At 71.0% G+C, this 25,741-nt stretch carries 24 protein-coding genes and 2 pseudogenes; 11 read left to right on the plus strand and 15 right to left on the minus strand.

Annotated features, from left to right (window positions below):
* Nucleotides 1-81: 81 nt before the first annotated feature.
* Both ABT288_RS04790 and ABT288_RS04795 read left to right on the plus strand, forming a co-directional pair.
* Entirely contained in the window at nucleotides 82-1,227 is a 1,146-nt protein-coding gene (locus ABT288_RS04790; RefSeq protein WP_351602788.1) for a serine hydrolase domain-containing protein, read from the plus strand.
* A 252-nt stretch (nucleotides 1,228-1,479) separates the two neighbouring features.
* Nucleotides 1,480-3,111 (plus strand): sigma-70 family RNA polymerase sigma factor, encoded by a 1,632-nt coding sequence (locus ABT288_RS04795; protein ID WP_351602790.1) that lies wholly within the window; start codon nucleotides 1,480-1,482, stop codon nucleotides 3,109-3,111.
* A gap of 182 nt (nucleotides 3,112-3,293) precedes the next feature.
* Here ABT288_RS04795 and ABT288_RS04800 read toward each other — a convergent pair whose 3' ends face one another.
* Both ABT288_RS04800 and ABT288_RS04805 read right to left on the minus strand, forming a co-directional pair.
* Entirely contained in the window at nucleotides 3,294-3,713 is a 420-nt protein-coding gene (locus ABT288_RS04800; protein ID WP_351602792.1) for a CBS domain-containing protein, read from the minus strand.
* A gap of 125 nt (nucleotides 3,714-3,838) precedes the next feature.
* Nucleotides 3,839-4,585 (minus strand): SDR family NAD(P)-dependent oxidoreductase, encoded by a 747-nt coding sequence (locus ABT288_RS04805; RefSeq protein ID WP_351602794.1) that lies wholly within the window; start codon nucleotides 4,583-4,585, stop codon nucleotides 3,839-3,841.
* A gap of 243 nt (nucleotides 4,586-4,828) precedes the next feature.
* On the opposite strand from ABT288_RS04805, the gene ABT288_RS04810 reads away from it, so the two are divergent.
* From ABT288_RS04810 to ABT288_RS04820, 3 genes and pseudogenes are all read left to right on the plus strand, one after another.
* Nucleotides 4,829-5,722 (plus strand): isocitrate lyase/PEP mutase family protein, encoded by an 894-nt coding sequence (locus ABT288_RS04810; protein ID WP_351602796.1) that lies wholly within the window; start codon nucleotides 4,829-4,831, stop codon nucleotides 5,720-5,722.
* Nucleotides 5,715-6,875: pseudogene (locus ABT288_RS04815) on the plus strand (aconitase family protein); the annotation flags it as partial. The gene ABT288_RS04810 and the pseudogene ABT288_RS04815, both read left to right, overlap by 8 nt.
* A 286-nt stretch (nucleotides 6,876-7,161) precedes the next feature.
* Complete coding sequence (locus ABT288_RS04820; RefSeq protein ID WP_351602798.1) at nucleotides 7,162-7,650, plus strand: hypothetical protein; 489 nt, start codon at nucleotides 7,162-7,164, stop codon at nucleotides 7,648-7,650.
* 86 nt (nucleotides 7,651-7,736) lie between these two features.
* Here ABT288_RS04820 and ABT288_RS04825 read toward each other — a convergent pair whose 3' ends face one another.
* From ABT288_RS04825 to ABT288_RS04855, 7 genes and pseudogenes are all read right to left on the minus strand, one after another.
* Nucleotides 7,737-8,237: a hypothetical protein gene (locus ABT288_RS04825; protein WP_351602800.1), complete on the minus strand. Its 501-nt coding sequence runs from the start codon at nucleotides 8,235-8,237 to the stop codon at nucleotides 7,737-7,739.
* A gap of 211 nt (nucleotides 8,238-8,448) precedes the next feature.
* A complete protein-coding gene (locus tag ABT288_RS04830) occupies nucleotides 8,449-9,078 on the minus strand; it encodes an HAD family hydrolase (RefSeq protein ID WP_351602802.1) in 630 nt (209 codons plus the stop codon).
* A 112-nt stretch (nucleotides 9,079-9,190) separates the two neighbouring features.
* Complete coding sequence (locus tag ABT288_RS04835) at nucleotides 9,191-9,997, minus strand: DeoR/GlpR family DNA-binding transcription regulator (protein WP_351602804.1); 807 nt, start codon at nucleotides 9,995-9,997, stop codon at nucleotides 9,191-9,193.
* Nucleotides 9,998-10,060: 63 nt separating this feature from the next.
* Nucleotides 10,061-11,104, minus strand: a complete 1,044-nt coding sequence (locus ABT288_RS04840) for a zinc-dependent alcohol dehydrogenase (RefSeq protein WP_351602806.1) — start codon at nucleotides 11,102-11,104, stop codon at nucleotides 10,061-10,063.
* Nucleotides 11,105-11,133: 29 nt separating this feature from the next.
* Complete coding sequence (locus tag ABT288_RS04845; protein WP_351602808.1) at nucleotides 11,134-11,289, minus strand: hypothetical protein; 156 nt, start codon at nucleotides 11,287-11,289, stop codon at nucleotides 11,134-11,136.
* Nucleotides 11,286-12,089 (minus strand): carbohydrate ABC transporter permease, encoded by an 804-nt coding sequence (locus tag ABT288_RS04850; RefSeq protein ID WP_351602810.1) that lies wholly within the window; start codon nucleotides 12,087-12,089, stop codon nucleotides 11,286-11,288. The genes ABT288_RS04845 and ABT288_RS04850 overlap by 4 nt, the downstream gene beginning before the upstream one ends.
* A pseudogene (locus ABT288_RS04855) lies at nucleotides 12,089-12,568 on the minus strand (carbohydrate ABC transporter permease); the annotation flags it as partial. The gene ABT288_RS04850 and the pseudogene ABT288_RS04855, both read right to left, overlap by 1 nt.
* Before the next feature lie 660 nt (nucleotides 12,569-13,228).
* Between ABT288_RS04855 and putP the strand changes: the two are divergent.
* A complete protein-coding gene (gene putP, locus ABT288_RS04860) occupies nucleotides 13,229-16,822 on the plus strand; it encodes a sodium/proline symporter PutP (RefSeq protein ID WP_351602812.1) in 3,594 nt (1,197 codons plus the stop codon).
* Nucleotides 16,823-17,112: 290 nt separating this feature from the next.
* Here putP and ABT288_RS04865 read toward each other — a convergent pair whose 3' ends face one another.
* The 3 genes from ABT288_RS04865 to ABT288_RS04875 all read right to left on the minus strand — a co-directional run bounded on the left by ABT288_RS04865 (nucleotide 17,113) and on the right by ABT288_RS04875 (nucleotide 18,476).
* Nucleotides 17,113-17,748 (minus strand): cysteine hydrolase family protein, encoded by a 636-nt coding sequence (locus ABT288_RS04865; protein WP_351602813.1) that lies wholly within the window; start codon nucleotides 17,746-17,748, stop codon nucleotides 17,113-17,115.
* A 161-nt stretch (nucleotides 17,749-17,909) separates the two neighbouring features.
* Nucleotides 17,910-18,104, minus strand: coding sequence for a hypothetical protein (locus ABT288_RS04870; RefSeq protein ID WP_351602815.1), 195 nt, complete (start codon nucleotides 18,102-18,104; stop codon nucleotides 17,910-17,912).
* A gap of 168 nt (nucleotides 18,105-18,272) precedes the next feature.
* On the minus strand, nucleotides 18,273-18,476 hold the full coding sequence (locus tag ABT288_RS04875) for a DUF8825 domain-containing protein (protein WP_351602817.1): 204 nt from the start codon (nucleotides 18,474-18,476) through the stop codon (nucleotides 18,273-18,275).
* A 144-nt stretch (nucleotides 18,477-18,620) separates the two neighbouring features.
* Here ABT288_RS04875 and ABT288_RS04880 point away from each other — a divergent pair, with 144 nt between their 5' ends.
* From ABT288_RS04880 to ABT288_RS04900, 5 genes are all read left to right on the plus strand, one after another.
* Nucleotides 18,621-19,832 carry a PP2C family protein-serine/threonine phosphatase gene (locus ABT288_RS04880; protein ID WP_351602819.1) on the plus strand — a complete coding sequence of 404 codons (1,212 nt, stop codon included), beginning with the start codon at nucleotides 18,621-18,623 and terminating at the stop codon, nucleotides 19,830-19,832.
* A 244-nt stretch (nucleotides 19,833-20,076) separates the two neighbouring features.
* On the plus strand, nucleotides 20,077-20,211 hold the full coding sequence (locus ABT288_RS04885) for a dihydrofolate reductase family protein (protein ID WP_351602821.1): 135 nt from the start codon (nucleotides 20,077-20,079) through the stop codon (nucleotides 20,209-20,211).
* Nucleotides 20,212-20,354: 143 nt separating this feature from the next.
* Nucleotides 20,355-21,029 carry a substrate-binding domain-containing protein gene (locus ABT288_RS04890; RefSeq protein WP_351602823.1) on the plus strand — a complete coding sequence of 225 codons (675 nt, stop codon included), beginning with the start codon at nucleotides 20,355-20,357 and terminating at the stop codon, nucleotides 21,027-21,029.
* Nucleotides 21,026-21,478: a MarR family winged helix-turn-helix transcriptional regulator gene (locus ABT288_RS04895; protein WP_351602825.1), complete on the plus strand. Its 453-nt coding sequence runs from the start codon at nucleotides 21,026-21,028 to the stop codon at nucleotides 21,476-21,478. The genes ABT288_RS04890 and ABT288_RS04895 overlap by 4 nt, the downstream gene beginning before the upstream one ends.
* A gap of 12 nt (nucleotides 21,479-21,490) precedes the next feature.
* Entirely contained in the window at nucleotides 21,491-21,913 is a 423-nt protein-coding gene (locus ABT288_RS04900; RefSeq protein WP_351602827.1) for an SRPBCC family protein, read from the plus strand.
* On the opposite strand, the gene ABT288_RS04905 is transcribed toward ABT288_RS04900, so the two are convergent.
* The 3 genes from ABT288_RS04905 to ABT288_RS04915 are packed head-to-tail and all read right to left on the minus strand — an operon-like array spanning nucleotide 21,903 to nucleotide 25,740.
* The gene (locus ABT288_RS04905; protein WP_351602829.1) at nucleotides 21,903-23,336 is read right to left on the minus strand and encodes an aminobutyraldehyde dehydrogenase; all 1,434 of its coding nucleotides are present in this window, start codon (nucleotides 23,334-23,336) and stop codon (nucleotides 21,903-21,905) included. The genes ABT288_RS04900 and ABT288_RS04905 overlap by 11 nt on opposite strands.
* On the minus strand, nucleotides 23,329-24,642 hold the full coding sequence (locus ABT288_RS04910) for a flavin monoamine oxidase family protein (RefSeq protein WP_351602831.1): 1,314 nt from the start codon (nucleotides 24,640-24,642) through the stop codon (nucleotides 23,329-23,331). Before ABT288_RS04910 ends, ABT288_RS04905 begins: the two co-directional genes overlap by 8 nt.
* A gap of 27 nt (nucleotides 24,643-24,669) precedes the next feature.
* Nucleotides 24,670-25,740, minus strand: a complete 1,071-nt coding sequence (locus tag ABT288_RS04915) for an ABC transporter ATP-binding protein (protein ID WP_351602833.1) — start codon at nucleotides 25,738-25,740, stop codon at nucleotides 24,670-24,672.
* Nucleotide 25,741: the final 1 nt, after the last annotated feature.

Consider the following 25,741-nt stretch of genomic DNA (forward strand, 5'->3'; position numbering starts at 1 on the left):
GGACGCACGCAGGCGCAGCCGATGACTTTCCGCCGTCCCGGGAGTCGTACACGCTGGACAACCCCTACCGGAAGGCCACCGATGAACGCGCTGTACGACACCCTGCACCGGTACGTCGACGACGGGAGGGTGCCCGGCGCCGTCGGCCTGATCGCCCGTGGCGACGACGTCGAGGTGGTGACCGCCGGCTCGGTGGACACCGGCGGCACCGCCCCGATGGCCAGGGACACGATCTTCCGTATCGCGTCCATCACCAAGCCCATCGCAGCGGCGGCAGTCCTGATGCTGGTGGACGAGGGGCGACTCGCCCTGGACACTCCCGTCGAGGAGTGGCTGCCGGAACTGGCCAAGCCGAGCGTGGTGCGCACCCCCGACGCCCCGGTCGCGGACGTCGTCCCGGCGGACCGCCCGATCACGGTCGAGGACCTGCTCAGCTCCCGCACCGGCTGGGGCTTCCCCGCCGACTTCTCCCTCCCCGCGGTGCAGTCCCTGTTCACCGTGCAGAAGGACGGCCGCGCCCTGCAGGACTGGCCGGACCCGGACACCTGGGTGGGCCTCCTCGCGCAGGTACCGATGCTGCACCAGCCGGGAGACGCCTGGCTGTACGGCACCTCCTCCGACCTCCAGGGAATCCTCGTCGCCCGGGCGTCGGGCCGCACGCTGCCCGACTTCCTCGCGGAACGGGTCTTCGAGCCGCTGGGCATGAAGGACACGGCCTTCGAGGTCCCCGAGTCGAAGCGCCACCGCTTCACCTCCTCCTACGGCCCGACCCCCGACGGAACCCTGGAACTGACGGACACCCCCGACGGTCAGTGGAGCCGCCTGCCGCGCTTCCACTCGGGCGGCGGGGGCCTCGTCTCCACGGCCGACGACTGGCTGGCCTTCGCCCGCATGCTCCTGAACGGAGGCGAGGGCAACGGCCACCGCCTCCTCACCGCCACCTCGGTCAGCCGCATGACCACCAACCACCTCACGGCCGAACAGCGTGCGGTCGCCACCCTCTTCCTGGAGGGCCAGGGCTGGGGCTACGGCGGCCAGGTCGACGTCACCCAGGCCGACCCGTGGAACGTCCCCGGCCGTTACGGCTGGGTGGGCGGCACGGGGACGACGGCCCACGTCATTCCGTCCACCGCAACGGTGGCGATCCTCCTCACCCAGGTGGCGATGACGAACCCCACCCCCACGCCGCTGATGCGGGACTTCTGGACGAGCGTGGCGCGCGGCTGAAGGAGCGATCTCCCTGCCGACGCGCGCCCTGCGCCGGAGGTGCTCCGTGCTCAGGGCGTGCGTGTGATCCCCGCCGGAAACCTGCAGTCGCCACCGCAGGCCGGAGCCGACCCCGTTGTTCTCCCAGCCCTGCGGTCGCCTTCAGGCGCACCGACCGAAACTCACTCCCGAAGAACTGTTATCCGGGGCGCGTCGAGTGATCTCCCAGGCATCGGACACAATCGTTCGGCCTCGATGACGGGAAGCATGGGTATGAGCACGCACGACGCGGTGGAGACAGCGATACTGGTCACGGCCGCCCGCGAGGGCGACACGCAAGCTCAGGACGCGCTGGTCAACGCCTACCTCCCGCTGGTCTACAACATTGTGGGCCGGGCCCTGAACGGCTCGGTGGACGTCGACGACGTGGTGCAGGAGACCATGTTGCGCGCCCTGGACGGGCTGGGCGAACTGCGTACTCCTGAGCGCTTTCGCTCCTGGCTGGTCGCGATCGCGATGAACCAGGTCCGGGCGCACTGGCACACCCGGCAATCCGCCCCGGGCACGATGGAGGAAGCCGAGGATCTGGCCGACCCGGGTGCTGACTTCGTCGATCTGACGGTGGTCCAGCTCCAGCTCTCCGGACAGCGCCAGGAGACAGCGCAGGCGACGCGCTGGCTGGAGCCCGACGACCGGGGACTGCTGTCACTGTGGTGGCTGGAGTGTGCCGGCGAACTCACCCGGGCCGAGGTGGCCGCGGCTCTCGACCTGTCGCCCCAGCACACAGCGGTCCGGGTACAGCGGATGAAGGCGCAGCTCGAGGCGGCCCGCGTGGTCGTACGAGCACTCGACGCACGGCCACGGTGCGAGGAACTCCGCATCGTGCTGGCTTCCTGGGACGGCAGGCCCTCGGCCCTGTGGCGTAAACGAATAGCCCGGCACGCGCGCGGCTGCAGCCGCTGCAGCGGACTGTGGAGCGGTCTGATGCCCGCGGAAGGACTGCTGGCCGGACTGGCGCTGGTCGCGGCCTCACCCGCGCTGCCGGCCAGGATCTCAGCCTCCGCCGGGAGTGCTGTCCCGGCGGGGTCTGCCACACCGCTGGGCGTGGGCAACGGACACACCGGACCGGGCACGGGCACCGCGCGAGACGGCATACGGGGCGGCACCGGCTCGCGCAGCCAGTCCCGTCGGCGTCGGCGCATGCGGCGCCGGGCCGTCGGCGGGGCCGTCGTTGCGGCCTGTGTCGCCGGAGGTGGTCTGTGGTACCTCGGTACGGATTCCGGAACCGGCTCGGAGAACGCGAGCCTGGAGCGAAGAGCGGCCGCCCCCGTCCTGGACCACGCCACGCCCAGTGCAAGCGGTGTGTCGCCGTCGCCCTCCCCGTCCCCGTCACCGTCGAAGCCGAAGAAGCCGCGGGCCGCGAAGGCAGGGAACCGCGGCAGGAAGAGCGCACCCACCGGCCGGCAGACCGCCCCGCCGGCTGCGGCCCCGGCGAGCACAGCGCCGTCTTCCCCGGACCCGACCGACACCGTGGGCCAGGTGGTTGCACTGGTGAACAAGCAGCGGGCAGGCGTCGGTTGCGGCCCCCTCACCGAGGACCCGCAACTGCAGAAAGCGGCCCAGGGCCACTCCGACGACATGGCCGCTCGCCACTTCTTCGACCACACCAACCCGGACGGCGCAGACCCCGGACAGCGCATCACGGCCGCCGGCTATCGCTGGTCCACCTACGGCGAGAACATCGCCCAAGGCCAGCAGACCGCCGCAGCTGTCATGGATTCGTGGATGAACAGTCCCGGTCACCGGGCGAACATCCTCAACTGCTCGTTCAAGGACATCGGTGTGGGTGTGCACAAGGGCGCGGGCGGCCCGTGGTGGACACAGGACTTCGGCGCCAGACTGTGAGCATCCCCGAGTACGGTCCGCCACGAGGACGTGGGCGAGGCCGTTCCCGTCGGGCTGTCCGGCGATCCGGTCACAGGCCAGGGTGAGTACGCCTCCGGTGCCGCAGGGGGTCACCAGCCGTAGCTGATGGGTTCGATCATGGCGGGGGAATGGGAACATCCGCCGTGAGCGGGGCGGCTGCCTCAGCGATTCGGTTGCGCGGCGCTGATGTCGGCCAGGGCCGAGCGTGGCTCCTTCTCGATGGCCAGGTCGCCGAGGCTGAGGGCGCCGACGAGGTGGCCGTCGTCGACGACCGGCAGCCGCCGCAGGGCGTGCTCGCGCATCAGCCGCACCGCTTCGTCCACCGCATCCTGGGACGAGCAGGTGATCAGGTCGGTGCTGCACACGTCCCCGACGGTGGTGGCGTCGGGATCGCGGTGCTCGGCGATGGCTCGGATCACCAGGTCGCGGTCGGTCACCAGGCCGCGGACATGGTCGGCGTCCCCGACGATGATGTCGCCGACGTCCCGCTCCCGCATGAGCCGTGCCACCTCGGTGAGCGGTGTCCGCTCGGGCACCGTCACCGGCTCCGACGTCATGATCTCCCGCACTTTCTGAGCCATGGGACCACCTCCGCCTGGCTTCCGGGACGGGCACCGGCCTGTGCCCGTGACGGCGGCCGAGTACCCGACCGCCACCTCTGCCATGCTCGCCACGAGGAGGGGGTGTGAGCCGCACGGCGTCGGCGTCACCACGGCACCGGGCCGCGGTCATTGTGGAACTCGCCGGTGGGACCGTCGCCGTCGAGGTTCGCGAACTCGACGACGACCGCGGCGCCTTCGCCGACGGTCCGGGTGCCCTGTCCCCGGTTCATGTCGGTCGCGACATAGCCGGGTGCCACCGCGTTGATCTTGATGTGCGCGAGCTCCGGATCCGCTGCGAACGCGCGCGCGTACTGGAGTGTGAGCATGTTCGGGGCTGCCTTGGAGACCGAGTAGGCGATGCGGTGGGCGGCGTCGCCGCCGAAGTCCGTGCCCGCCGCGGTGAGCGACAGCGATGCCGTGGTGCTGGAGACGTTGACGATCCGCGGGTGCGCGGAGTCGCGCAGGAGCGGCAGCATCTCGTGCACCATGGTCGCCGCTCCGAGCAGGTTGACCTCACAGACGGAGCGGATCTCGGCGGCGGTCAACCGGGTGGCGGACGCCTCCACGATCACTCCGGCGTTGTTGACCAGCACGTCCAGGCGCCCGTACGTCCTGCCGATGTCGGCGGCCACCGAGCGGACATTCTCCGGGTCGGTCACGTCCAGCTGCACCCCCAGGGCCGACAGCCCTCGGCCCGTGAGCTGCCGGGCCGTGGCTTCACCGGCTTCGGCGCTGCGGCTGCCGACCAGCACATGCATGCCCAGGGCGGCGAGCCGGGAGGCGGTCTCGCGGCCGAGGCCACGGTTGCCGCCGGTGATCAGGGCGATCCGGTGGGACGAGACAGGAGCCATGTTCGCTACCTTCCCTGTTTCCGGCGGGTTGTCCTCTCCGGCCGAGGACAGGCAGAGCGGCGGACCCCGGTGGTGCACGGGTTCCCGAGAGGCCGAGCGCCGCACTCCGCTCGGACCGGGGCGGCCTCTCGCGGAGCCGATGTGTGCAGGATCGTTCTCCATGGGTACGCGGCCGCTCGATCGGCATCAAGGAGTCGGCACGGGCAGTCGGCTGCGACGAGTCGGCTGCGAGGAGGAGCGGGCATGGCCGGGCTGCTGGACACGGACCGGTCCGGGCCGCGGCGGCTGCGGCAGTTGCTGCGCGGGCCGCGGCCGGTGGTCGCGCCGGGGGCAGACGACGCGATGAGCGCGCTCCTCGTCGAGCGGGCGGGCTTTCCCGCCGTCTACATGACCGGGTTCGGGGCCACCGCCTCCCTGCTGGGCCGCCCCGACATCGGCCTGCTCACCATGAGCGAGATGACGGACGCCGCCCGTCGCATCGTCTCGGCCGTCGGCGTCCCGGTGATCGCCGACGCCGACAACGGCTACGGCAACGCGATCAATGTCATCCGCACCGTCCGCGAGTACGAGGCCGCGGGCGTCGCCGCGATCCACCTGGAGGACCAGCCCGCCCCCAAGCGCTGCGGTCATATGGAGGGCAAGGAGGTCATCCCGGCGGGCACCATGGCCGGCAAGATCGAGGCCGCCGTCCAGGCGCGCGACGACCCCGACTTCCTGATCATCGCGCGCACCGACGCCCGCGCGGTCGAGGGCTTCGACGCCGCCGTGGAACGCGGCCGCCGTTACCGCGACGCCGGCGCCGACATGCTGTTCATCGAGGCGCTGACCAGCGACACCGAGATCGAGGCGGCCGCGGCGGCCTTCCCGGACACCCCGCTGCTGTTCAACTGGGCCGAGGGCGGCAAGACCCCGCCCACCGGCCTGGCCCGCCTCACCGAGCTCGGCCACCGCCTGGTGATCTGCCCCCTCTCCACCCTCCTCGCCGCCACCGCCGCCGTGCGGGACGTACTCGCCGAGCTCGCCGGTGCGGGCACTCCCGTCGACGCCGTACGGCATCTGCCCGCCCTGGACGACTTCTTCGCGACCGTGGGCCTGCCGGACGCACTCGACCTGGGAAAGCGCTACGACCATGGCTGACAACCTCGCCCGGAAGCTGATCGCCGCCCACCTCGAGGACGGCGAGCTGCGGCCCGGCACCGAGATCGCCCTGTCCATCGACCAGATCCTCCTGCACGACGCCAACGGCCCTTTGTGCCCACTGCAGTTGGAGGCCATGGGCCTGGACGACGTGCGGGCCGGGAGCGCCGTCGCCTATGTCGACCACCTCATGCTGGAGGGCGACAGCCGCAACGCCGACGACCGGCTGCTCCTGGAGAGCGCGGCCCGCCGCTTCGGCATGTGGTACTCCCTGGCCGGCAACGGCATCAGCCACGCCGTCCACCAGCAGCGCTTCGGCCGCCCGGGCCTGTCCCTGCTCGGCACCGACTCGCACACGCCGGCGGCCGGTGCGCTGGGCATGCTCGCGGTCGGCGCGGGTGGCCTGGAGATCTCGATGGCGCTGGCCGGACAGCCGTACGCGATCGCCATGCCGGAGATCTGGGGTATCCGCCTGACCGGCACCCTCCCCGACTGGGGCAGCGCCAAGGACGTCGTCCTGGAACTGCTGCGCCGCTACGGCGTCGACGGCGGCGCCGGCCGCATCGTGGAGTACCACGGCCCCGGCCTCGCCGAGTTGACGCCGATGGACCGGCACGTCATCGCCAACATGGGGACCGAACTGGGCGCCGTCACCACGGTCTTCCCCTCCGACGAGCAGACCCGCCGCTATCTGGCCGCGCAGGGCCGCGAGCAGGACTGGCGACCGCTCGCGGCCGAGGAGGGGGCGTCGTACGACATCGCGGACGAGCTCGACCTGTCGGCGCTGGAGCCCCTGATCGCCCTGCCCACCAGCCCCGGCAACGTCGTCCCGGTCGCCGAGGCGGCAGGCGCGGAGATCCACCAGTGCTACCTCGGCTCCTCCGCCAATCCCGGCTACCGCGACCTCGCCGTGGCCGCTGACATCGTCAAGGGCCGGCAGGTCGCCGACGGCGTATCCCTCGACATCAACCCGGCCTCCCGGCAGGCACTGGCCCAGCTCATCGGTGACGGCAGCCTGACCGCCCTGGTGGAGGCCGGGGCCCGCCTCCATCCGCCCGGCTGCAACGGCTGCATCGGCATGGGCCAGGCCCCCGCGACCGGCCGCCGCAGCCTGCGCACCGTGCCGCGCAACTTCCCCGGCCGCTCCGGCGGCGGCGAGGACCAGGTGTACCTGTGCAGCCCCGAGACGGCCGCCGCCTCCGCCCTCACCGGTGTGATCACCGACCCGCGCACCCTCGACATGCCCTGCCCCCGGATCACCGAGCCCGCCGCCCCCGCCGTCTACGACGGCCTGCTGCACAGTCCGCCGGACGGCGAGCCGGTCGCCCTCGTCAAGGGCCCCCGCCCACACTCCGCTGCCGGACTTCGAGCCCATCGAGGACGACCTGGACCTGCCCGTCCTCATCACGGCCGGCGACGACGTCTCCATCGACGAGATCATGCCCGCCGGCGCCGAGGCCCTGTCCCTGTGGAGCAGCCTCGACGGCATGAGCGCGCACACGTTCCGCCCCCTGGACGACACCTATCCCGACCGGGCCCGCGACACCGGCCCCCACGCGGTGGTTGGCGGCCGCAACTACGGCCAGGGCTCCAGCCGCGAACAGGCCGCCCTGGCCGCCCGCCACCTCGGCCTGCGCCTGCTCCTGGCCCAGTCCATCGCCCGCATCCACCGCGCCAACCTCGTCAACTACGGCGTCCTGCCCCTGACCTTCGCCGACCCCGCCGACCACGACCGCGTCCACCAGGACTCCGTACTGCACCTGTCAGGCCTGTACGAGTCGCTGCGCGACGGCTCCGCCGAGGTCACCGTGGAATGCGACGGCGACTCCTTCACCGCCCGCCACGACCTGTCGCCGCGCCAGGTGGACGTGCTGATGGCCGGGGGCGCGATTCCCTGGATGCGACGCCGGCTGAGCGGCGGCGACTGACCTCCGGCGCCCGGGCTGCGCCAGGCACATCCGATGGGGTGCTCACATCGGTGTTCAACGCCGAGGACGAGGACTGCAGCCCATGCTCAGTAACGCAGTGCCGTGCCAACGACCGTGTGCACTTCGCCGTTCAGCTTGCGGTTGCTGCGGGCCGTGCCCTCGCCCGAGGCACCGGCCGCCACGTCCTTGAGCGTCACCACGACGACGTCCAGCAGATTGCCGCTCTTGTCGGTGAAGTTGACCTGGACGGCGAAGGACTTGGCCGAGCCGGCTGTGTTCTTGGCGGTCACCTTGGCCGTGGCGCGGCCGTCGCTGCCGATAGTGACAGCACCGAGTGTCACCTCGTTCTTGGCGTTCACCCCGCCCTTGGCCTCTTCGAGCTTGTGCCTGGCCTCCGCCGAGGCCGAGGCCAGCGCGTCGGCTCCCCGGGAGGCAAGGGAGGCGGCGGCGGAGGAGGCTGCCGAAGCCGCCTTGCCGGCGCCGCCGGACGGGTTCCCGGAGTGGTTGGAGCACCCGGTCACCGCGACCGCGACCGTCACCACGGCCAGCGCTGCGACCGCCGCGCCCCCTTTCCCGTGCCCATTCATAGCGCGGCTCCCGTGCCCTCGGAACGATCTGTTCCTCTCAGTGAAGAGTGCATGGCGGTGGCTCGCACATCGAGTGAGTGGCACGGGTGTCACAGGACCCCGAACGGTCCAGGGAACCTCCTCGAGCCCGGGGACGCGCCCGCCTGGCGCGCGTTTCGGACAACGCCGGCGTTCTTCCAGCCGGTTCCCGAGGCGCTCGGCGCGTACGGCGTCAGCCGTGTCGGTTCACGAGCCGCAGGACGTCGGTCAGGCCGCGCTCTGCGGTGCGGTGCTCCGCCGGCAGGATGAGGGTGCGCAGGCCGCAGGCGGTCGCGCCGCCGTCGCGGCCCGGGTTGTCGCCGACCATGAGGGTGGCGCGGGGAGCGGTGCCGAGGTCGGCGCAGGCCTTGAGGAAGAGCTGCGGGTCGGGCTTTTCGCGGCCCTGCTCGTAGGAGATGACGCAGCTGTCGATCAGGGCGTCCAGGCCGTGGTGGGCGAGGTGGGTGCGCAGGTCCCCGGCGAAGTCGCTGACGATGGCGATGGGCAGCCCGCGTGCGCGCAGGGCATGCAGGACCGGTCCGGTGTCGGGATAGGGGACCCAGGCGTCCGGTGCGGTGAGTTCGCGGTAGGCCGCCTCCTCCACGCCGCGCAGGAACTCCACCCGCTCCCACCATCCCCACATGGCCCGGCGGTGCAGTTCCGAGGACAGGTCCCGGCCTTCCTGGAGGGCGACGACGTACGGCAGCCGGAAGGCGGCGCGCAACTGGCCGGCGATCTCGGCCACCGCACTCGGCTCGTCCAGCATGGCAAGACGACCGGAGGCGGCGCCGATCCGGCGCAGCCATGTCTCCAGATCGATCATCTGGAAGAGGTGTTGCTGAAGTCGAACAGCGCACCCTGAACCGTGGGGACGGGCGCGGCCGTCTCGGCCTCGCTCGGGCGGTAGAGGCTGGGTGTCTCGAACAGGGTGTGTATCACGGGGAGGGTTCTTCGGGTTCGATCGTCTCGACGGGGACTCCGAGGCCGCGTATGGCCGCGAGTTCCGCCTCGGGGGTGCCGGTGTCGGTGATGACGGCGTGATAGTCGGCCACGGTGCCGTACGCGTATGTGGCGGTCTTGCCGAACTTCGAGTGGTCCGCCAGAAGCAGCGCCTGGTCGGCGGAGGCGAGCATGGCCAGCTTCACCTCGACGTAGTCGCTCAACGGGTGGAAGAGGCGGCCTTCGAGGACGGCGGTGGCCGACATCAGAGCCAGGTCGGCCCGGATCGCGGACAGGGTACGGGTGACGGCGGGCCCGGTGCAGGAGTTGAAGTCGCTGCGGTAGTCGCCACCCAGGAGGGTGACCTTCACGCCGGGGGCGGGCTCGAGACGCTGGGCGAGGCCGACCGAGTTGGTGACGACGTGGAGCTGGTCCAGCCGGGCCAGTGCGGGAGCCAGCGGGAAGAGAGTGGTCGAGTCGTCCATGAGCAGGGTGCTGCCCGGTCGGATCCGGCCGGCGACGGCCGCGCACAGCGCGATCTTGGCCGCCAGGGCGCTGTTCTCCCGGAAGCGGGTGGCCGTCTCCATGGTGAGGGCGGGGAAGGCGACGGCCCGGCCCCGCTCCTTGTGCAGCAGATGCCGCCCGGCCAGGTCGTCCAGGTCCCGGTGCATCGTCATCAGGCTGACGCCGAAGTGCCCGGCAAGGTCGTCGATCCGGGTCTCGCCGTGCTCGGCGACGTACTGCAGCACGGCCTGGCGCCGCTCCTCGACAGCCGCCTGTGACAGTCGCGTACGGGCGGTCACAGCGTCCCTCCTTCCCGTTCGCTTCCGGTCTCGCAGTTTCCCACACGGGCAGGTGGCGGCCTGTTACGGACCCTCCACCGTGACCAGCACCTTGACCTGCTCAGGGTCGGCGGACGCGGCGAAGGCCTTGGCGGCATCCGCCAGCGGATAGGTGGCGGTGACGAGCTCGGTGGTGTCCACGGCGCCCGAGGCGATCAGGGACATCGCGGTGCGGTAGTCCTCGCCGGTGTACATCAGGGTGCCTTCGACGCGGATCTCCCGGTCCTGGATCAGGTCCAGCCGGACCGGGGTCGTGCCGGGGGTGCCCACGCCCACCACGACGATCTGGCCGCCCTTGGTCACCAGGTCGGTGGCCTGGGCCATGGACCGCGCGCGGGAGACGCAGTCGAAGACGACGTCGACCGGGCCGCCGAGCGCCGCGTGGACCTGTCCGACGAGGTCGGGGGAGTCGGCGGGCAGGGCCGCGTCGGCGCCGAGGCGCAGCGCCCTCGCCCGCTTGCCGTCGAGGAGGTCGGTGACGGCGATCCGGGCGGCGCCGGCGTGCCGGGCGGCGAGGAGGGTGAGCAGGCCGATGGGGCCGGCGCCGAGCACGGCGACCGTGCGGCCGGTGAGGTCACCGGCCTTCGCCACGGCGTGCACCGGGGTGGCCAGGGGTTCGATGAGCGCGGCCTCGATGTCGGTCATGCCGTCGGGGACGCGGTGCACGCGGTCGGCCGGGATGGTGAACTGGTCGGTCATGGCGCCGGGCGTCTGGCAGCCGAAGACCTTCAGCTCCTGGCAGATGTTGTAGCGGCCCGAGCGGCACTGGGGGCACCGGCCGCAGCAGAGGTTGGGCTCGATGACCACCCGGTCACCGGGCGTGAAGCCCCCGGCCCCCTGCCCCGCCTGGGCGACGACGCCCACCGCCTCATGACCGGCGCGGTAGGGCAGGTCGATGAAGGGATGGTGACCGGCCGCAGCGTGTGTGTCGGAGCCGCACACGCCGACGACCGCAGTGCGCACCAGGAGTTCGTCGTCCCCGGGTACGGGGGCGGGTACCTGCTCGATGGTGATGTCGTGGAGGGAACGGACGAGGACGCGACGGATCTGGTGGTTGTGCCGGGGCATGGTGACGGGGTTCCGTTCGGGTCGGGCGTTCACGCGGTGGTGAGGCCGGGGCGGATCTGGATCTTGCGGCCGGTGCCCGCCTGGAAGCGGGCGATCGTACGGCCATGCCGTGGCCGCTGGAGTTCGTCGGAGGACATGGCGCCGGCCGGGTAAGCCGACTGCCGTGCCGTTGCGGCGGCACTCACTTGACGGCTCCCAGGGACAGGCCGCGCACGAGCTTGTCCTGCGCGGCGAAACCGGCGATCAGGACGGGGAGTGACACCAGGGTGGCCGCGGCGCAGAGCCGGGCCAGGAACAAGCCCTCGTTGGTGATGAAGCAGATCAGCGAGGTGGCGGCGAGTCCGGGCATGGCGACCGGCGCGACGATCCGCCACAGCACGGTGAACAGATTGGCCCCGTCGACCTCCGAGGCCTCCAGGATCTCCTTGGGCACCTCGGCGAGGAACGAGCGCATCATCCACACCGCGATCGGCAGGTTCATGGCGGTGTAGAGGACGATCAGCGTCCATACGTTGTCCAGCATGCCGATGTCCTTGACGATCAGGTAGACCGGCAGCAGGGCCGCGATGGTCGGCAGGAACTTCGTGGACAGGAAGAAGAACATCACGTCGGTCCATTTCTCGACCGGCTTGATGGACAGCGCGTAGGCCGCCGGCACGGCCAGGGCGCGCACCAGCACCGTGGAAGTCACGTCGGCCATGGCCGAGTTGAGCAGATAGGGGGTGATGTCCCGGCCGACCAGCAGGGAGTACTGGTGGAGGGTGAGCGGGGCGATGAGGCTCGGCGGGTTGGTCGCAGCGTCCGCCTCCTGGTGGAAGGAGGTGAGCACCATCCACGCCACCGGCGCGAAGAACGCCAGGGTGGTGAGCCAGGCGAGGCAGGTCCACAAGGGCGACAGCTTCGGCGTACCACTGTGGTCGTCGTGGCGGCGGACGAGCTTCTTCAGCTTCGCGCCGGGCGCGGCGACCGGCGCGTGAGCGGTCATCAGGGCACCTCCTCGCGGAACAGCGACGCGATGGTGCGCAGCGCGAGGGTCGCGATCAGGATCGAGCCGAGGACGACGACCACACCGGCGGCGGCCGCCTGGCCGTACTCGTACTTGTGGAACATGGTCAGGTAGATCCCGTAGGGCAGGTTGGTCGTCTGGGAGCCGGGCCCGCCCTCGGTGATGGAGTAGACCGCGTCGAAGGTCTGCACGACGTAGATCGTGCCGAGCAGGACGCCCAGTTCGATGTACTGGCGCAGGTGCGGCAGGGTGATGTGGCGGAAGGTCGCCAGGGCCGACGCGCCGTCGACCTTCGCCGCCTCCAGGACGTCCCCGGGCTGGGCCTGCAGACCGGCCAGCAGGATCAGCATCATGAACGGCGTCCACTGCCAGACCAACGAGACCACGACAGCCGGCATGGGGTAGGCGGACACCCAGTCGACGGTGGGGCCGTTGGCGGCTCCGAAGAGCCGGTACACGGCTGAGCACCCGACCTGGCAGCAGACCGCCGGCATCGCCGCGAAGGCCGTTGGTGAAGGTGCTCTTCGTCAGCTGCGCGATGTCCTCCATCTGCGGATTGCCGACCATCAGGACGTTGATGCTCCTGCCGCCGCCCGACGACGATCCGGCTCCGGCCCCGGAACAGGCGGTGGCGAGCAGGGCGGTCGCGGCGGCGCCGACGATGAGGGCCGATCTGGCCGTGCGGATGCGGGCGTATCTGGTCGTGCCGCATGACGGGGACCTCTCGTGCGGGTGGTTCGTGGAACGGCGTAGGGGACCCCCGCGGCGGCTCCACCTGCCGGGGGCAGCCGCTCAGCGTGGCTCGCGGAATTATTATCAGGAGTGGGCCAGTTGTTAACACATATTGCGAGAAAAACTGTGTACATCAATAGTCATCACTGCATGACGTCGAACGGCGGCCGCGGCACCTGGGGAGGACGGGAACTGGGTCGGATCCACCGAGGCGCAGGGGAGCGGGTATGCGGCGCCCCCCGTGGCCCGCCGCCGCGCCCGGCAGCGGCGTGCGCGTTGCTGTCGACCGATGGTGACTGAAATCTGTACATTTACCTGACAGCGCCTTGACTGTCAGCTGTGCGACGGTCGCACCCACGCTCGCGAACCTCGCAGGCGAGGACAACATGTTCCACTTGAGCGCGCCGATCGTGGCCACGTTCCTCGTGTACGTGGCCGTGATGATCGGAACAGGAGTCTGGGCCTACGGCCGCACTCGTACGTTGGCCGACTTCGCCCTGGGGGGCCGCAGGCTCAGCGCATTCGTGGCCGCCCTGTCCGCAGGGGCGAGCGACATGTCCGGCTGGCTGTTCCTCGCGTTTCCCGGAGCGGTGTACGCGGCCGGCGTCGGCGCCAGCTGGATCGCGGCCGGTCTGGTGGTCGGCACTTATCTCAACTGGCTGTTCGTCGCGCCGAGGCTGCGCACCTACACCGAGCGCGCGGGCAATGCCGTAAGCCTGGCGGCCTATCTGGAGGAGCGCTTCGAGGACCGCACCCGGATGCTCCGGATGGTCTCGGCGGCGGTCACGCTTGTGTTCTTCACGGTCTACGTGGCCAGCGGGCTCGTGGCCGGGGGTCTGCTGTTCGAAGACGTGTTCGGTCTCAGGTTCGGTCTCGGGGTGACCCTGACCGCCCTGGTGATCGTCATCTACTCGTGCCTGGGCGGCTTCCTGGCCGTGAGCCTGACGCACGTGATGCAGGCCACGCTGATGTTCCTGGCCCTGCTCGTGGTCCCGGTCGTCGGGATCGGCGTGCTGGGCGGCTTGGGGGAACTGCGCAACACCCTCAACAGCAAGACCCCCACCCTGCTGGACATGGGCGCCAGGGTCGGCTTCACGAACGGACATTGGTCGGCAGAGGGGTCGCTCGGCGCCGTCGCCATCATCTCGCTGCTCGCCTGGGGCCTCGGCTATTTCGGTCAGCCGCACATCCTGGCCCGCTTCATGGGCATCTGCAGCACCGCCGCCGTCCCCACGGCCCGCCGTATCGAAACGGGCTGGGTCGTGGTCGTGCTCGCGGGCGCCACGCTCGTCGGCCTGGTGGGCATCGCGCAGCCCGGAGCGCCGCTGCACGACCCGCAGTCGGTGTACATCAGCCTGTGCCGGGCCCTGCTCAATCCCTGGAGCGCCGGGGTGATGCTGATCGCCGTACTCGCCGCGATCATCTCCACCGCGGACAGCCAGCTGCTGGTGTCGTCCGTCGCTCTCACGGAGGACTTCTACCGCGCCTTCCTCAACCGGCGCGCCCCGGACAGGGCACTGGTGTGGGTCGGGCGCGCGGCCGTCGTCGTCGTGACCCTGGTGGCCTTCGTGATCGCGCTCAGGGGCGGGGGACTGCTGGGCATCGTCGCCTACGCCTGGGCGGGCTTCGGAGCCGCCTTCGGGCCGGTCGTCGTCCTCTCGTTGTACTGGCCACGCATGACCTGGGCCGGGGCCATGGCCGGAATCGTCTCGGGTGCGGCCACAGTGCTGCTGTGGAAGAAGATCGATCCGCTGCTCGGTCCCTTCCAGTCGGGCATCTACGCGATGGTCCCGGGCGTCCTGGTGGCCACGGTCGCCGCACTGGTCTTCGGCAGATTCGTCGGCCGGCCCCCGAAACGGGCCTTCTGGCGGATGCCGGGCGGCGGGGTGAGCCAGCTGATGCTCACTCCCTTCCTCACGCACGCGCCGGTCGGCATCGCCGTGCTCGACACGGATCTGCGGTACGTCTGGGTGAACGAGCCCTTGGCCCGCCGCATCCCGCACGAACGACGGCTGGGACGACGGATGGCGGACGTGCTGCCGAAGGCGGAGGCCGATGCCTTCGAGGAGAAGATGCGCCAGGTCCTGGAGACCGGCGCTCCGGTGATGGACTACGAGTACCGAGGCTCCAACTACCCCGACCCCGACCGCAGCCGGGCGATCTCCGCCTCCTTCTTCGCCATGAAGGACCGGCACGGTCAGAACGTGGGCGTCTGGTACATGGTCATCGACGTCACCGAGCGCTGGCGGGCCCAGGAGCGCCTGGCCCTGCTCAACAACGCCGCTGCCCGCATCGGCAGCACCCTGGACGTGACGCGGACCGCGCAGGAACTCGCCGACGACGCCGTACCGTCCGTCGCCGACTTCGTCGCCGTGGACCTGCTGGACTCGGTCATGCGGGGCGAGGAACCGGCACCCGGGCCGGTCGGCATCTCGCCCGTCATCCGGCGCGCGGGGCAGCAGTCGGTGCGTGAGGGCTGCCCCGAGGCGGCGCTGGCCGTGGGGGAAACGGTACGGCGTGCCCCCGCGTCCCCCGTGACCCGCTGCCTGCTGGAGAGCAGGACGCTCGTGGAACGGATCCTGGACCGCGCCAATAGCCCGTGGGTCACCGAGGACGAGACGCTGGGCGCCTCCCTCCTCGACTACGACTTCCGCTCGGTGATGGTGATCCCGGTGCGCGCACGCGGCGTCACCCTGGGCGCGGCGACGTTCGCCCGGTCCCGGCGGCTCGGCCCCTTCGAGGACGACGACGTCCGCCTCGCCGAGGAACTCGTCTCTCGCGCGGCGGTGTGCATCGACAACGCGCGCCGGTTCACCCGCGAGCGCACCGCGGCCCGTTCCATGCAGCGTTTCCTGCTGCCGCAGGAACTGACGGGAGGATCCGCTCTGGACGTCGCCTCGTGGTATCTCCCGGCCGATGCCCCGAGCGGCGTGGGCGGTGACTGGTTCGACGTGATCCCGCTCTCCGGGGCCCGGGTCGCGCTGGTCATCGGGGACGTGGTCGGGCACGGCATCAACGCGGCGGCGACCATGGGGCGCCTGCGCACCGCGGTACGCACGCTCGCCAACCTCGATCTCTCCCCGGACGAACTGCTGGCCCATCTGGACGACCTGGTCATCGGTCTGATGGGGGCACACGGCGACGAAGCCGCGACGGCGGCCGAGAACGAGGCCCCGGGTACCGCGTTCATGGGAGCCACCTGCCTGTACGCCGTCTACGACCCGGTCAGCAGGCGCTGCACACTGGCCCGTGCCGGTCACCTCCCGCCGGTGATCGTCGGTCCCGACGACAGCGCCGAGATCCTGGACCTGCCCGCCGGCCCGCCGCTGGGCCTCGGGTACCTGCCCTTCCAGTCCGTCGACCTGGAGCTGGCCGAGGGCAGCCTCATCGCGCTCTACACCGACGGCCTCATCGAGTCCTACGACCGGGACCTCGACGTCGGGCTCACCCGGCTGAGCGACATCCTCGCTGAGCCCCGGCCGACACTGGAGGAGACCGGCCGCAGGGTGATCGACGAACTGCTGGCCGGTCCGGCGTCCGACGACGCGGCCCTGCTCCTCGCGCGGACTCACGTCCTGGCACAGGACCGCGTCGTCTCCTGGAACCTGCCCAGCGATCCAGCCGTCGTCGCGCACGCCCGTACCGTCGCCGCCCAGCAGCTGACGGAGTGGGGCCTGCCCGATCTGACGTTCACCACGGAGCTCATCGTCAGCGAACTGGTCACGAACGCCATCCGTCATGCGACCGGGCCGGTCTGTCTACGCCTGATCAGAGACCGCGGCCTGATCTGCGAGGTCTCCGACACCAGCAGCACCTCGCCACGGCTGCGCCATGCCCGGACCACCGACGAAGGCGGACGGGGCCTGCTGATCGTCGCCCAGCTCGCCGGCCGATGGGGCACCCGCTACACGACGACCGGGAAGATCATCTGGACGGAACAGCCCGTTCCGACGGACCCCCCGACCCGCGGTCGCGGGTGACGGCCCCGACCGTGCCGTGTACGACGCCGTGCTCGTCCGGCACCCGGGTGCCGACCGCTGCACGCTGCACGCTGCTCGGATGCGACCTCCGAGCCGCGCTCGGCGACGAGGCGGGACCGCACGCCACGGCGTCGATGGTCCTTGATACGAGGTCTGCTTTCTGCGGGCCGTGAGATCCGTCAACGCCGGGGGCAGCGTGCGAGCGGAAGGCATCCACCCGGGCGGCGAACACGGGCAGTTCGGTGGCGAGCAAGCGGTGAGGTGGTCCCGGCGTGCGACGGATGTCGGGATCAGGACCGGGCTACCTTGAGCGCGGTGACGAGCTCTTCCGTGGCGACGATGGCATGGGCGAAGGTGGGGCCGTTCAGCTCATGTGCGGCGTGCATCATCTCGGGATGAAAGGCCGCGGTGGCGTCGCGGACCAGCGTCACGTGGTAGCCGAGCTCCATGGCGAAGCGGCTGGTGGATTCGATGCAGGTGTTCGCCAGGAGGCCGACGACCACCACGTGGGTGATTCCGTGCTGCTTGAGCTGCAAGTCCAGGTCGGTGTTGGCGAACCCGCTCTGCGCCCAGTGCTCCCGGGCGATGATGTCGCCCTCCTGCGGCTGGAAGTCGGGGTGGAACTCCCCGCCCCAGGTACCACGGGCGAACGAGTGCCGCTCCTGGATGCTCCGCTGGGTGGGGTTCGGGTGCGCCCAGGTCTCGTAGTCGCCCGGCTCCCAGCGGCGGTGCGGGACGAACACCACTTGGATGCCGGCGTCGCGGGCGGAGCCGACCACGGAACGCAGGTTGTCCAGCAGGCCGACCTCCTGCGCCACGGGCTCCAGGCGCGGCCAGATCTTGCCGCCCTCGGAAAGGAAGTCGTTGTACGGGTCGACCAGCAGAACCGCAGTATGGCGAGGGTCGTAGGTCTTGGTGTCGGCCATGGGTACTCCTCCGATCCTGATGCTAGACGTCGTGCGGATCATGGATTGTCTCCATCCTCGCGCGACCTCCCTCACCACGCTCGAAGGGGGCGCCGAAAGAATGACGGGCCTCACTCCTGTTCGTCACTTGTCAAATAGGTGACGAACCGGTCCCGCTTGTTTTACAGGCCCAGGTCGGCGGCCAGGCAGGAGAAGGACATCCATGATCCTTCCGGGTCGTAGGCGTCCCTCGCCGCGTCGCGGGGCGCGGCCGCCTTCTCCTCGACCATGTCCTCGTACCGGATGCGCCCGGGCAGCGTGCCAAAGCGCGCGCGGCGTGCGGCCGCGGTGCTGTCCGGGGTGCTCTGGCTCTCCATAGTCAGCCTCCGCTGAATCGGTGGCGGGTCGAGCCATGTGGCTCGGTGGATACCAGATTCCCCCAACAGGCGTCACCTGTCAAGACGGTGACGTGGATGGTGAGGGGCTTGCCGGAGGCGGAGTGTCACGGTCGGCGGGGGAGTGCGCACTGGACAGGCCGCGCGCCGTCAGTTCCTTCCGGTCCGCTCCCCGGCGTGCAGCGCTGCCCAGCCCGCCGACCGCCGGCCGTGCCAGTACGGGTGGAAGAGCACCTCCGACGACAGGTGGATCAGTCGCCGCCGGAGCGCCGTGCGCGGGCGGGCGGCGAGTTGCCGGTAGGTGGCGTGCCACTCCGCTTGTGCGCGAGCCAGGTCGTCGGGAATCGGCCTCATGGCCGGATTCAATCATGTGTTCGATTTTATGGGCCAGTCAGTGAAGAGTGATCGTTGCCGGCGAACGTCATCCAGTGGTGCGACCGGGCCTGACGTGAGAGGGGGCGGGATCGGTGTGAGACTGGGCGCAGAAGGGGTGATCCCGTGTCGGACCCACCGCGCGCGCCCGCCGGCTCCGACGCAGCCGCCGTCGACGAGAGCCGGATGGAGGAGCTGCTCGTCGAGGCACAGACGGCCCTGCCGTTCGAACTGTCCGACCTGGCGAACCGGTGCGCTTCGGCTCTCGGCCTGGACACCGCGCTGATCTACCTCGTCGACCTGCAACAACGGCTGCTCATCCCACTCGACGAGACCCTGGAGCCGCTGTCGGTGGTCGACTCGTCGGCCGGCTGGGCGTACCGCACCATCACGACACAGGTGGTCGACGCCGACGACGGCGTGATCATCTGGATGCCTCTTGTCGACGGAGCGGAGCGGCTGGGCGTGCTGGCGGTGCGGACCGCCACGCCCGACGCGGTACGGATGCGCCGCACCAGGATGCTGGCCCATCTGTTCGCCATGCTGATCACCTCCAAGCGCACCTACAGCGACTGGCTCGCCGCCCGCACCCGCACCACGGCCATGGGCTTGCCGGCCGAGATGCTGCGGGCGTTCCTGCCGCCCCACACCGTCGGCAGCAGGAGATGCATCTCGACCGCGGTCCTGGAACCGGCCTACGACGTCGCCGGGGACGCCTTCGACCACTCGGTGGTCAAGAACATGCTGCACACCATGATCCTCGACTCCATGGGTCACGATCTTGTCTCCGGCCTGACCACGTCGGTCGCCATGGCGGCGGCGCGGAACACCCGCCGTGGCGGTGGCGACCTGGCTGACGTGGTCGCCTCCGTCGACGAGGCGCTCTCCCATTGGCTCCCCGACCATTTCTGCACCGGCGTGCTGTGCCGGCTCGATGCGGAGACGGGAGTGCTGCGCTGGGTCAACTGCGGTCACCCTCCGCCGCTGTTGATCCGTTCCGAGCGGGTGGTCGACGGGGCGCTGGACAGCTCCCCGCAGCCCCCGATCGGCCTGGTCGGCGAATTCGTCCCGGCGGCCCGGCAGGTCCACGAGACGACACTGGTACCGGGCGACCACGTCCTGCTCTACACCGACGGGGTCGTGGAGGCACGCGACGCGAACGGAGCGGAGTTCGGCCTCGACCGGTTCACCGACTTCATCATCCGTTCCTCAGCCGCCGGGCAGCGCCCGGCCGAGGTGCTGCGGCTGCTCATCCACGACCTCCTCGACCATCAGCGCAACCAACTCCGGGACGACGTGACCATCCTCCTCTTCGAGTGGAGTCCGCAGTGCCGGTGAGGCGGCATTGCCCCGAGTCTGGCTGCGCGGCCCCCTTCCGACCCCTCAAGGTGTGGTTCCGGTTCGTCCCGCGCGAGGGCTGGAACTCACCCGGGCGCTACAAAAATGACGGGGTTCTCGGTCCGACCCGGACTCATCGAGGAGTACACGCGGACGACCGGTGCCGCTCTGGGAGGCCGGGACGGCTGGGACGCCTGCCCCGACCCGGGCATGATCACGGCGGTGCGTGGCGAGGACCGCTGTTGTGCCCGTACTGCCCGGCGACGGGATCCGCTTGTTCACCAGCCCTGGTGGCACCCCGGTCCGGCTCGAACTGCTGGACGGCAACGATCCCTCGGCCGCGGTCAGTGTGCGCTACCGCCCGGTCAGGTCCACGTGACCGAGCCGAGCGCGACTGCTGCGCAGCCGGCGATCCCGGCTGCTCCGGGTGGCGTTCGGCCTCCAGCATCCCTTCCACGCGGACCTGGTGGAGGGTGTCTACGCCGCGGCCGAACCGGCGGCTACCAGATCGCGCTGAGCGCCGTGACCGCCGGGCGCGGCGAGCGGCGCGCCGTGGACGCGCTGCTCGCCGACCGCTGTGAGGCACTGATCCTCCTCGGCCCGCAGGCCCCTGCCGCACGGCTGGCGGAACTCGCCGCGCAGCTGCCGGTCGTCTCCGTGGCCCGCCGGCTACGGCCACCGGTCCCTGGCCTGGAGGTCGTACGGACCGCCGATGACGCGGGCGCACGCCAGGCGGTGGATCACCTCGTCGCCCTCGGTCACCGCGCCATCGCCCATATCGACGCGGGTCGGGCGCCGGGCGCGGCCGACCGGCGCCGGGGCTGTCGCACCGCCATGAACCGCCACGGCCTGGCCGGACACATCCGCATCCTCCCCGGCGGGCTGACCGAGGAAGAAGGTGCCGGGGCCGCCCGCGCCCTGTCGGCCGACCGGCGACGCCCCACCGCCGTACTGGCCTTCAACGACCGCTGCGCGACCGGCGTTCTCGATGTCTTCCTGCGCTCCGGCATCGCGGTCCCGGCGACATGTCCGTGGTCGGCCGTCGACGACAGTCGGACGTCATGGCCCCCCGCCTCGTCATCGGCACCACGGCCCCGCCCCGCCCCGCTGAGCCTGACCCCTCCGGTGGGTCGGGCAGTCTGCGAGCCCTTTATTGCCTTGACAAGAATTGTCATGACAACAATGATGGACGCGTGAGCAACACCAGTGGACTCCACGACCACCTCGGCTACTGGCTTCGCCGTCTGTCCGACGAGGTCCACGGCCGGTTCGAGGCCGAGCTCGGCAGGCACGACGTCACCGTCTCCCAGTGGGGCGTGATGGTCAGTGTCTTCCACGGCCACGACACCACCAAGGCGGTGGCGGCCCACATGGACATCGATCCGGGAGCCGTCTCCCGCCTGGTCGACCGGCTGGCGGCCAAGGGCCTGATCCGGCGCGAGCCCGACCCCGCCTCCCGGCGCTCGGTCCGGCTCGTCCTGACCGACCGGGGACAGGCTCTCGTCCCCGAACTGGCCGAGATCGCCGACCACAACGACGCCCACTACTTCGGCTCGCTCGACGCCGGTCAGCGGCGGCAGCTGGAGGAATGGATCCGGCGTCTGGTGGGCGCGGCCCACCCCGCCCAGCCTCCCGGCAACCCTTGAAAGAAGCGCGCGATGAGCGTCCAAACCTCCGTCACCAAGACCGTCGGCATCGACTGCCCGTACGAGCAGGTCTACGCCTTCCTCGCCGACCCCGCGAACTGGCCCACCTGGGCCGTGGTCAACGTCCGGTCGATCGAGCCCACCGACGACCCCGACTGGTGGCGCATGTCGACCCCGCTGGGCCCGGCCAGGCTGCGCCTGCGCGCCAACGCCGAGTTCGGGATCCTCGACCACGACTACGTCGACGACACCGCCGCCTGGTGTGTACCGGCCCGCGTGGTCCCCAACGGCGACGGGGCCGAGTTCATGATCACCTTCTATCGGCCGCCGGGCTTCACCGACTCCTTCTTCAAGGAGCAGACCGACCTGGTCGACACCGAACTGGCCACCCTGAAGAAGGTTCTGGAGACCCGGCGGGCAGGCGTCACAGCATGACGTGCTTGACCTGGGTGTAGTCGAGCAGGCCCGCGAGGGAGAGGTCACTGCCGTAACCGGAGTGCCGTACACCGCCGTGCGGCATCTCCGAGACGGTCGTGCCGTGGGTGTTGACCCAGACGATGCCGGTGTGCAGTGCCCGGCTCGCGCGCATCGCGCGGTCGTGGTCGCGGGTCCAGACACTCGCGGCCAGCCCCTGCGGCACGTCGTTCGCCATGCGCAGGGCCTCGGCCTCGTCGGCGAAGGGCTGGACGGTGACGACCGGCCCGAACACCTCGTTGCGTACGATCTCGTCCTCCTGCCGGGCCCCGGCCACCACCGTGGCCTCGTGGAAGTAGCCGGGGCGGGGCACGCGGGTGCCCCCGGTGACGACCTCGGCGTGCGGCGGCAGGCGCTCCAGCAGCCCGCACACAGAGGTGAGTTGGGCGGCGTTGGCGAGCGGACCGAAGTCGGCGCGGGCGTCGGCGGACGCGCCGGGCACGCGCTGCGCGGCCCACTGGGCGAAGGCCTCCAGGAAGCTGTCGTGGACGCGCCGGTGGACCAGGATCCGGCCGGCGGCCGTGCAGTCCTGCCCCGCGTTGTAGAAGGACAGGTACGACAGCTGCTCGACCGCCTCGTCGAGATCGGCGTCCTCGTGGATCAACACCGGTGCGTTGCCACCGAGTTCGAGATGGAGCCGCTTCAGGTCGGCCGCCGCCGCGGCCGCGATCTCCTGTCCGGCGCGGACGCTCCCGGTGACGGCGACCATCCGGACGTGGGGATGGGCGACGAGCAGGCGCCCGGTGTCCCGGTCGCCGCACACGACGTTCAGCACGCCGGGCGGCAGGTGCTCGGCGGCCAGCCGGGCGAGGAGCGTGGCCGTGGAGGGCGTGGAGTCCGAAGGTTTCAGCACGACGGTGTTGCCGGCGGCCAGCGCCGGAGCGATCTTCCACACGGCCATCATCAGCGGGTAGTTCCACGGCGTGATCTGGGCGCAGACGCCCACCGGCTCGCGGCGCAGGACGGAGGTGCGCCCCGGTGTGTACTCGGCGGCCGCGGCGCCCGGCAGGTTCCGGGCGGCCCCGGCGAAGTACCGCAGCACGTCCACGATCGCGGGCAGCTCGTCCGCCAGGAAGAGGGCGCGCGGCTTGCCCGTGTCGGCCACCTCGGCGCTCGCCAGGGCGTCGGCCTCCCGTTCCAGGGCGTCGGCGATGCGCAGCAGCGCGGCCTGCCGGTACGCCGGTGTGGTGGCCGACCAGCCGTCGAAGGCGTCCTGCGCCGCCCGGCAGGCCCGGTCCACGTCCTCGGGGCCGGACAGCGGGGCCAGTCCGTGGGGGAGTGCGGTCGCGGGGTCGATCAGTCGCAGCGTGGCTCCGGAGGCGGCCGGTACGTCCGTGCCGCCCACGTGGTTCAGGACGGCCGTGAGGGGAGCTGTGTCAGCCACGGCGCAGTGCCTCCTCGGCGGCGGCGCGGCCGGTGCGGACGGCGCCCTCCATGTATCCGGCGACCCACTGGTCCGAGCCGCAGACGTAGAAGGGCGGTTCATGGGTGCCGTGCAGCGGACCGACCGCCATCACCTCACCCGGTGGCCACTGGGTGACGTAGCCCTGCGTCCACGGGTCGGTGCCCCACAGCCGCAGGTGACAGGCGGTCGGCCGCAGCGCCTGGTCGCCGAACATGGCGGCCGTCTCGGCGAGCAGCTCCGGTATGCGCAGGTGCGGCGGGATGCCCAGCAGGACGCCGTAGCGCTCGGGGGGAACCAGCGCCGACAGCACACCCTCGTTCTGCGGCCACGTGCTGCCCAGGACCCCCTCCGCCTCGGACAGGCCGCTGAGGCCGTCGGCGCGCCAGAAGGGACGGTCGTGGACGGCGGCGAACTTCGCCGCGATTGCCTGGCGCTGGCGGTGCAGCGAGGCCAGGCGGGCGTCGCTCACCCCGGTGACGTGGACGGACCGCAGGGGTCCCACCGGCAGGGCGCTCACCACGGCCGCCGCGGTGAGGACCTCGCCGGTGAGCAGGCGGACGGTGCAGTGGCCGGGGCGTACGTCCAGCGCGGCGACGGGTGCGCCGAGGCGGATGCGCGGGCCCAGCTCGCGGCCCATGACCTCGGCCAGGGTCGCCGAGCCCTCCGCCAGGCGCAGTCCCTCCCAGTCGTCGTAGTCGTAGTCGCCCGTACCGGGCACCGCCGCGCTCTTGCGCAACGCGGCGAGCAGCGAGATCCGCTCGTACGACCCGCCCGCCAGGGCCAGTTGGCCGATGTCCCACAGCCGTACCACGGCGGGCGTGGCGTGGCGGGAACGCAGCCAGTCGGCCACGGACAGCCGGTCCAGAGCGGCCGCCTCCGGGTGCGACCAGGGGGCGTCGGGATCGACCGTGGCGGCGAGCTTGCTGAACTCCCTGCCGAGGTGCTCGTGTCGGGCCGTGTCTCCGGGGCCGAACCAGTGCGGTGGATCGCCGGCCGAGAGGCCCTCGGGCGTGGAACGGGTCATGCGGCCGGGTTCGGCCACGTAGCTGGGAACCAGCTCCAGGCCGAGTTCCTTGGCGAGTTGCAGGTACGCGGTGTGGGCACGGCCGACCACCTCGCCGCCCAGCTGGACGGTGCGGCCGTCGGGTGTGCGGGTCTGCTCGACCCGGCCGCCGACGCGGTCCCGGGCCTCCAGGACGAGCACGTCGGTGCCGGCGGTGGCCAGGTCACGGGCGGCGGCGAGTCCGGCAAGGCCCGCGCCCAGCACGATCACGTCGTGATGCATCGCAGTCGCTTTCGTCAGGGGATCGGGTCAGGCCAGGACCAGGCAGTGTTCGGGCCGCCAGCCGAACTCCACCGTCTCGCCGCCGCTCCAGCGGTCCTCCATGCGGGCGCGGGCCGTGTTCTGCTCCAGCACGGACAGCGTGACGCCCGGGGCGAGTTCGATCAGGTAGGTGGTCGTCGGGCCGCTGTAGACCGTCTCGCGGATCACTCCGGAGAGCACGGACATGCCCGGTTCGAAGTCGGACAGCCAGATCTTCTCGGGGCGCACGGACACGCTGACGGCGGTGCCGTCCGCGAGGCCGCCGCGGGGGCCCACCGCCAGGGCGGGGCCCTGGTCCAGGGCGACCTCACCGCCCCGGTAGGTGCCGGTCATCAGGTTGGACGTGCCCATGAAGGAGGCCACGAACCGGCTCGTGGGATGCTCGTAGACGTCCTCGGGGGTGCCGCACTGCTCGATGCGGCCCTCGTTCATCACGGCGATCCGGTCGGACATGGTCAGCGCCTCGTCCTGGTCGTGGGTGACGAAGACGAAGGTGATGCCGACCTCGCGCTGGATCTGCTTCAGCTCCACCTGCATCTGCCGGCGCAGCTTCAGGTCGAGGGCGGCCAGCGGCTCGTCGAGGAGCAGCACGGCCGGACGGTTGACCAGCGCACGGGCCAGGGCGACGCGCTGGCGCTGACCGCCCGAGAGGGTGCGGGGCCTGCGGTCGGCGAGGCCGGCGAGCTGGACCAGCTCCAGCATCTCGCCGACGCGCTGCCGCATCTCGCTCTTGCCGACGCCCTTGCGCTTGAGGCCGAAGGCCACGTTGTCGGCGACGCTCAGATGGTCGAAGAGCGCGTAGCTCTGGAAGACCGTGTTGACGTTGCGCCGGTTCGGCGGCAGCGCGGTCACGTCCTCGCCGGAGAGCAGCACCGAACCCTCGGTCGGGTCGCTGAACCCGCCGATCATGCGCAGCGTGGTGGTCTTGCCGCAGCCGGAGGGGCCCAGCAAGGAGAAGAAGTGGCCGGCCTCGATGTCGAGGTCGAGACGGTGGACGGCGTAGGAGTCCGCGAACTGCTTGGAGACGCCGTCGAGCCGGACGGCCGGGATCGCGTCCATG

The organism is Streptomyces sp. NPDC001093 (genome assembly GCF_040298985.1).
Lineage (GTDB): Bacteria > Actinomycetota > Actinomycetes > Streptomycetales > Streptomycetaceae > Streptomyces.

What these genes read in the sequence shown, in the direction of transcription:
- ABT288_RS04790 (WP_351602788.1), top strand. Translation starts at nt 82, where the DNA reads ATGAACGCGCTGTACGACACCCTGCACCGGTACGTCGACGACGGGAGG.
- ABT288_RS04795 (WP_351602790.1), top strand. Translation starts at nt 1,480, where the DNA reads ATGAGCACGCACGACGCGGTGGAGACAGCGATACTGGTCACGGCCGCC.
- ABT288_RS04800 (WP_351602792.1), bottom strand. Translation starts at nt 3,713, where the DNA reads ATGGCTCAGAAAGTGCGGGAGATCATGACGTCGGAGCCGGTGACGGTG.
- ABT288_RS04805 (WP_351602794.1), bottom strand. Translation starts at nt 4,585, where the DNA reads ATGGCTCCTGTCTCGTCCCACCGGATCGCCCTGATCACCGGCGGCAAC.
- ABT288_RS04810 (WP_351602796.1), top strand. Translation starts at nt 4,829, where the DNA reads ATGGCCGGGCTGCTGGACACGGACCGGTCCGGGCCGCGGCGGCTGCGG.
- ABT288_RS04820 (WP_351602798.1), top strand. Translation starts at nt 7,162, where the DNA reads ATGCCCGCCGGCGCCGAGGCCCTGTCCCTGTGGAGCAGCCTCGACGGC.
- ABT288_RS04825 (WP_351602800.1), bottom strand. Translation starts at nt 8,237, where the DNA reads ATGAATGGGCACGGGAAAGGGGGCGCGGCGGTCGCAGCGCTGGCCGTG.
- ABT288_RS04830 (WP_351602802.1), bottom strand. Translation starts at nt 9,078, where the DNA reads ATGATCGATCTGGAGACATGGCTGCGCCGGATCGGCGCCGCCTCCGGT.
- ABT288_RS04840 (WP_351602806.1), bottom strand. Translation starts at nt 11,104, where the DNA reads ATGCCCCGGCACAACCACCAGATCCGTCGCGTCCTCGTCCGTTCCCTC.
- ABT288_RS04850 (WP_351602810.1), bottom strand. Translation starts at nt 12,089, where the DNA reads ATGACCGCTCACGCGCCGGTCGCCGCGCCCGGCGCGAAGCTGAAGAAG.
- putP (WP_351602812.1), top strand. Translation starts at nt 13,229, where the DNA reads ATGTTCCACTTGAGCGCGCCGATCGTGGCCACGTTCCTCGTGTACGTG.
- ABT288_RS04865 (WP_351602813.1), bottom strand. Translation starts at nt 17,748, where the DNA reads ATGGCCGACACCAAGACCTACGACCCTCGCCATACTGCGGTTCTGCTG.
- ABT288_RS04870 (WP_351602815.1), bottom strand. Translation starts at nt 18,104, where the DNA reads ATGGAGAGCCAGAGCACCCCGGACAGCACCGCGGCCGCACGCCGCGCG.
- ABT288_RS04875 (WP_351602817.1), bottom strand. Translation starts at nt 18,476, where the DNA reads ATGAGGCCGATTCCCGACGACCTGGCTCGCGCACAAGCGGAGTGGCAC.
- ABT288_RS04900 (WP_351602827.1), top strand. Translation starts at nt 21,491, where the DNA reads ATGAGCGTCCAAACCTCCGTCACCAAGACCGTCGGCATCGACTGCCCG.
- ABT288_RS04910 (WP_351602831.1), bottom strand. Translation starts at nt 24,642, where the DNA reads ATGCATCACGACGTGATCGTGCTGGGCGCGGGCCTTGCCGGACTCGCC.
- ABT288_RS04915 (WP_351602833.1), bottom strand. Translation starts at nt 25,740, where the DNA reads ATGGACGCGATCCCGGCCGTCCGGCTCGACGGCGTCTCCAAGCAGTTC.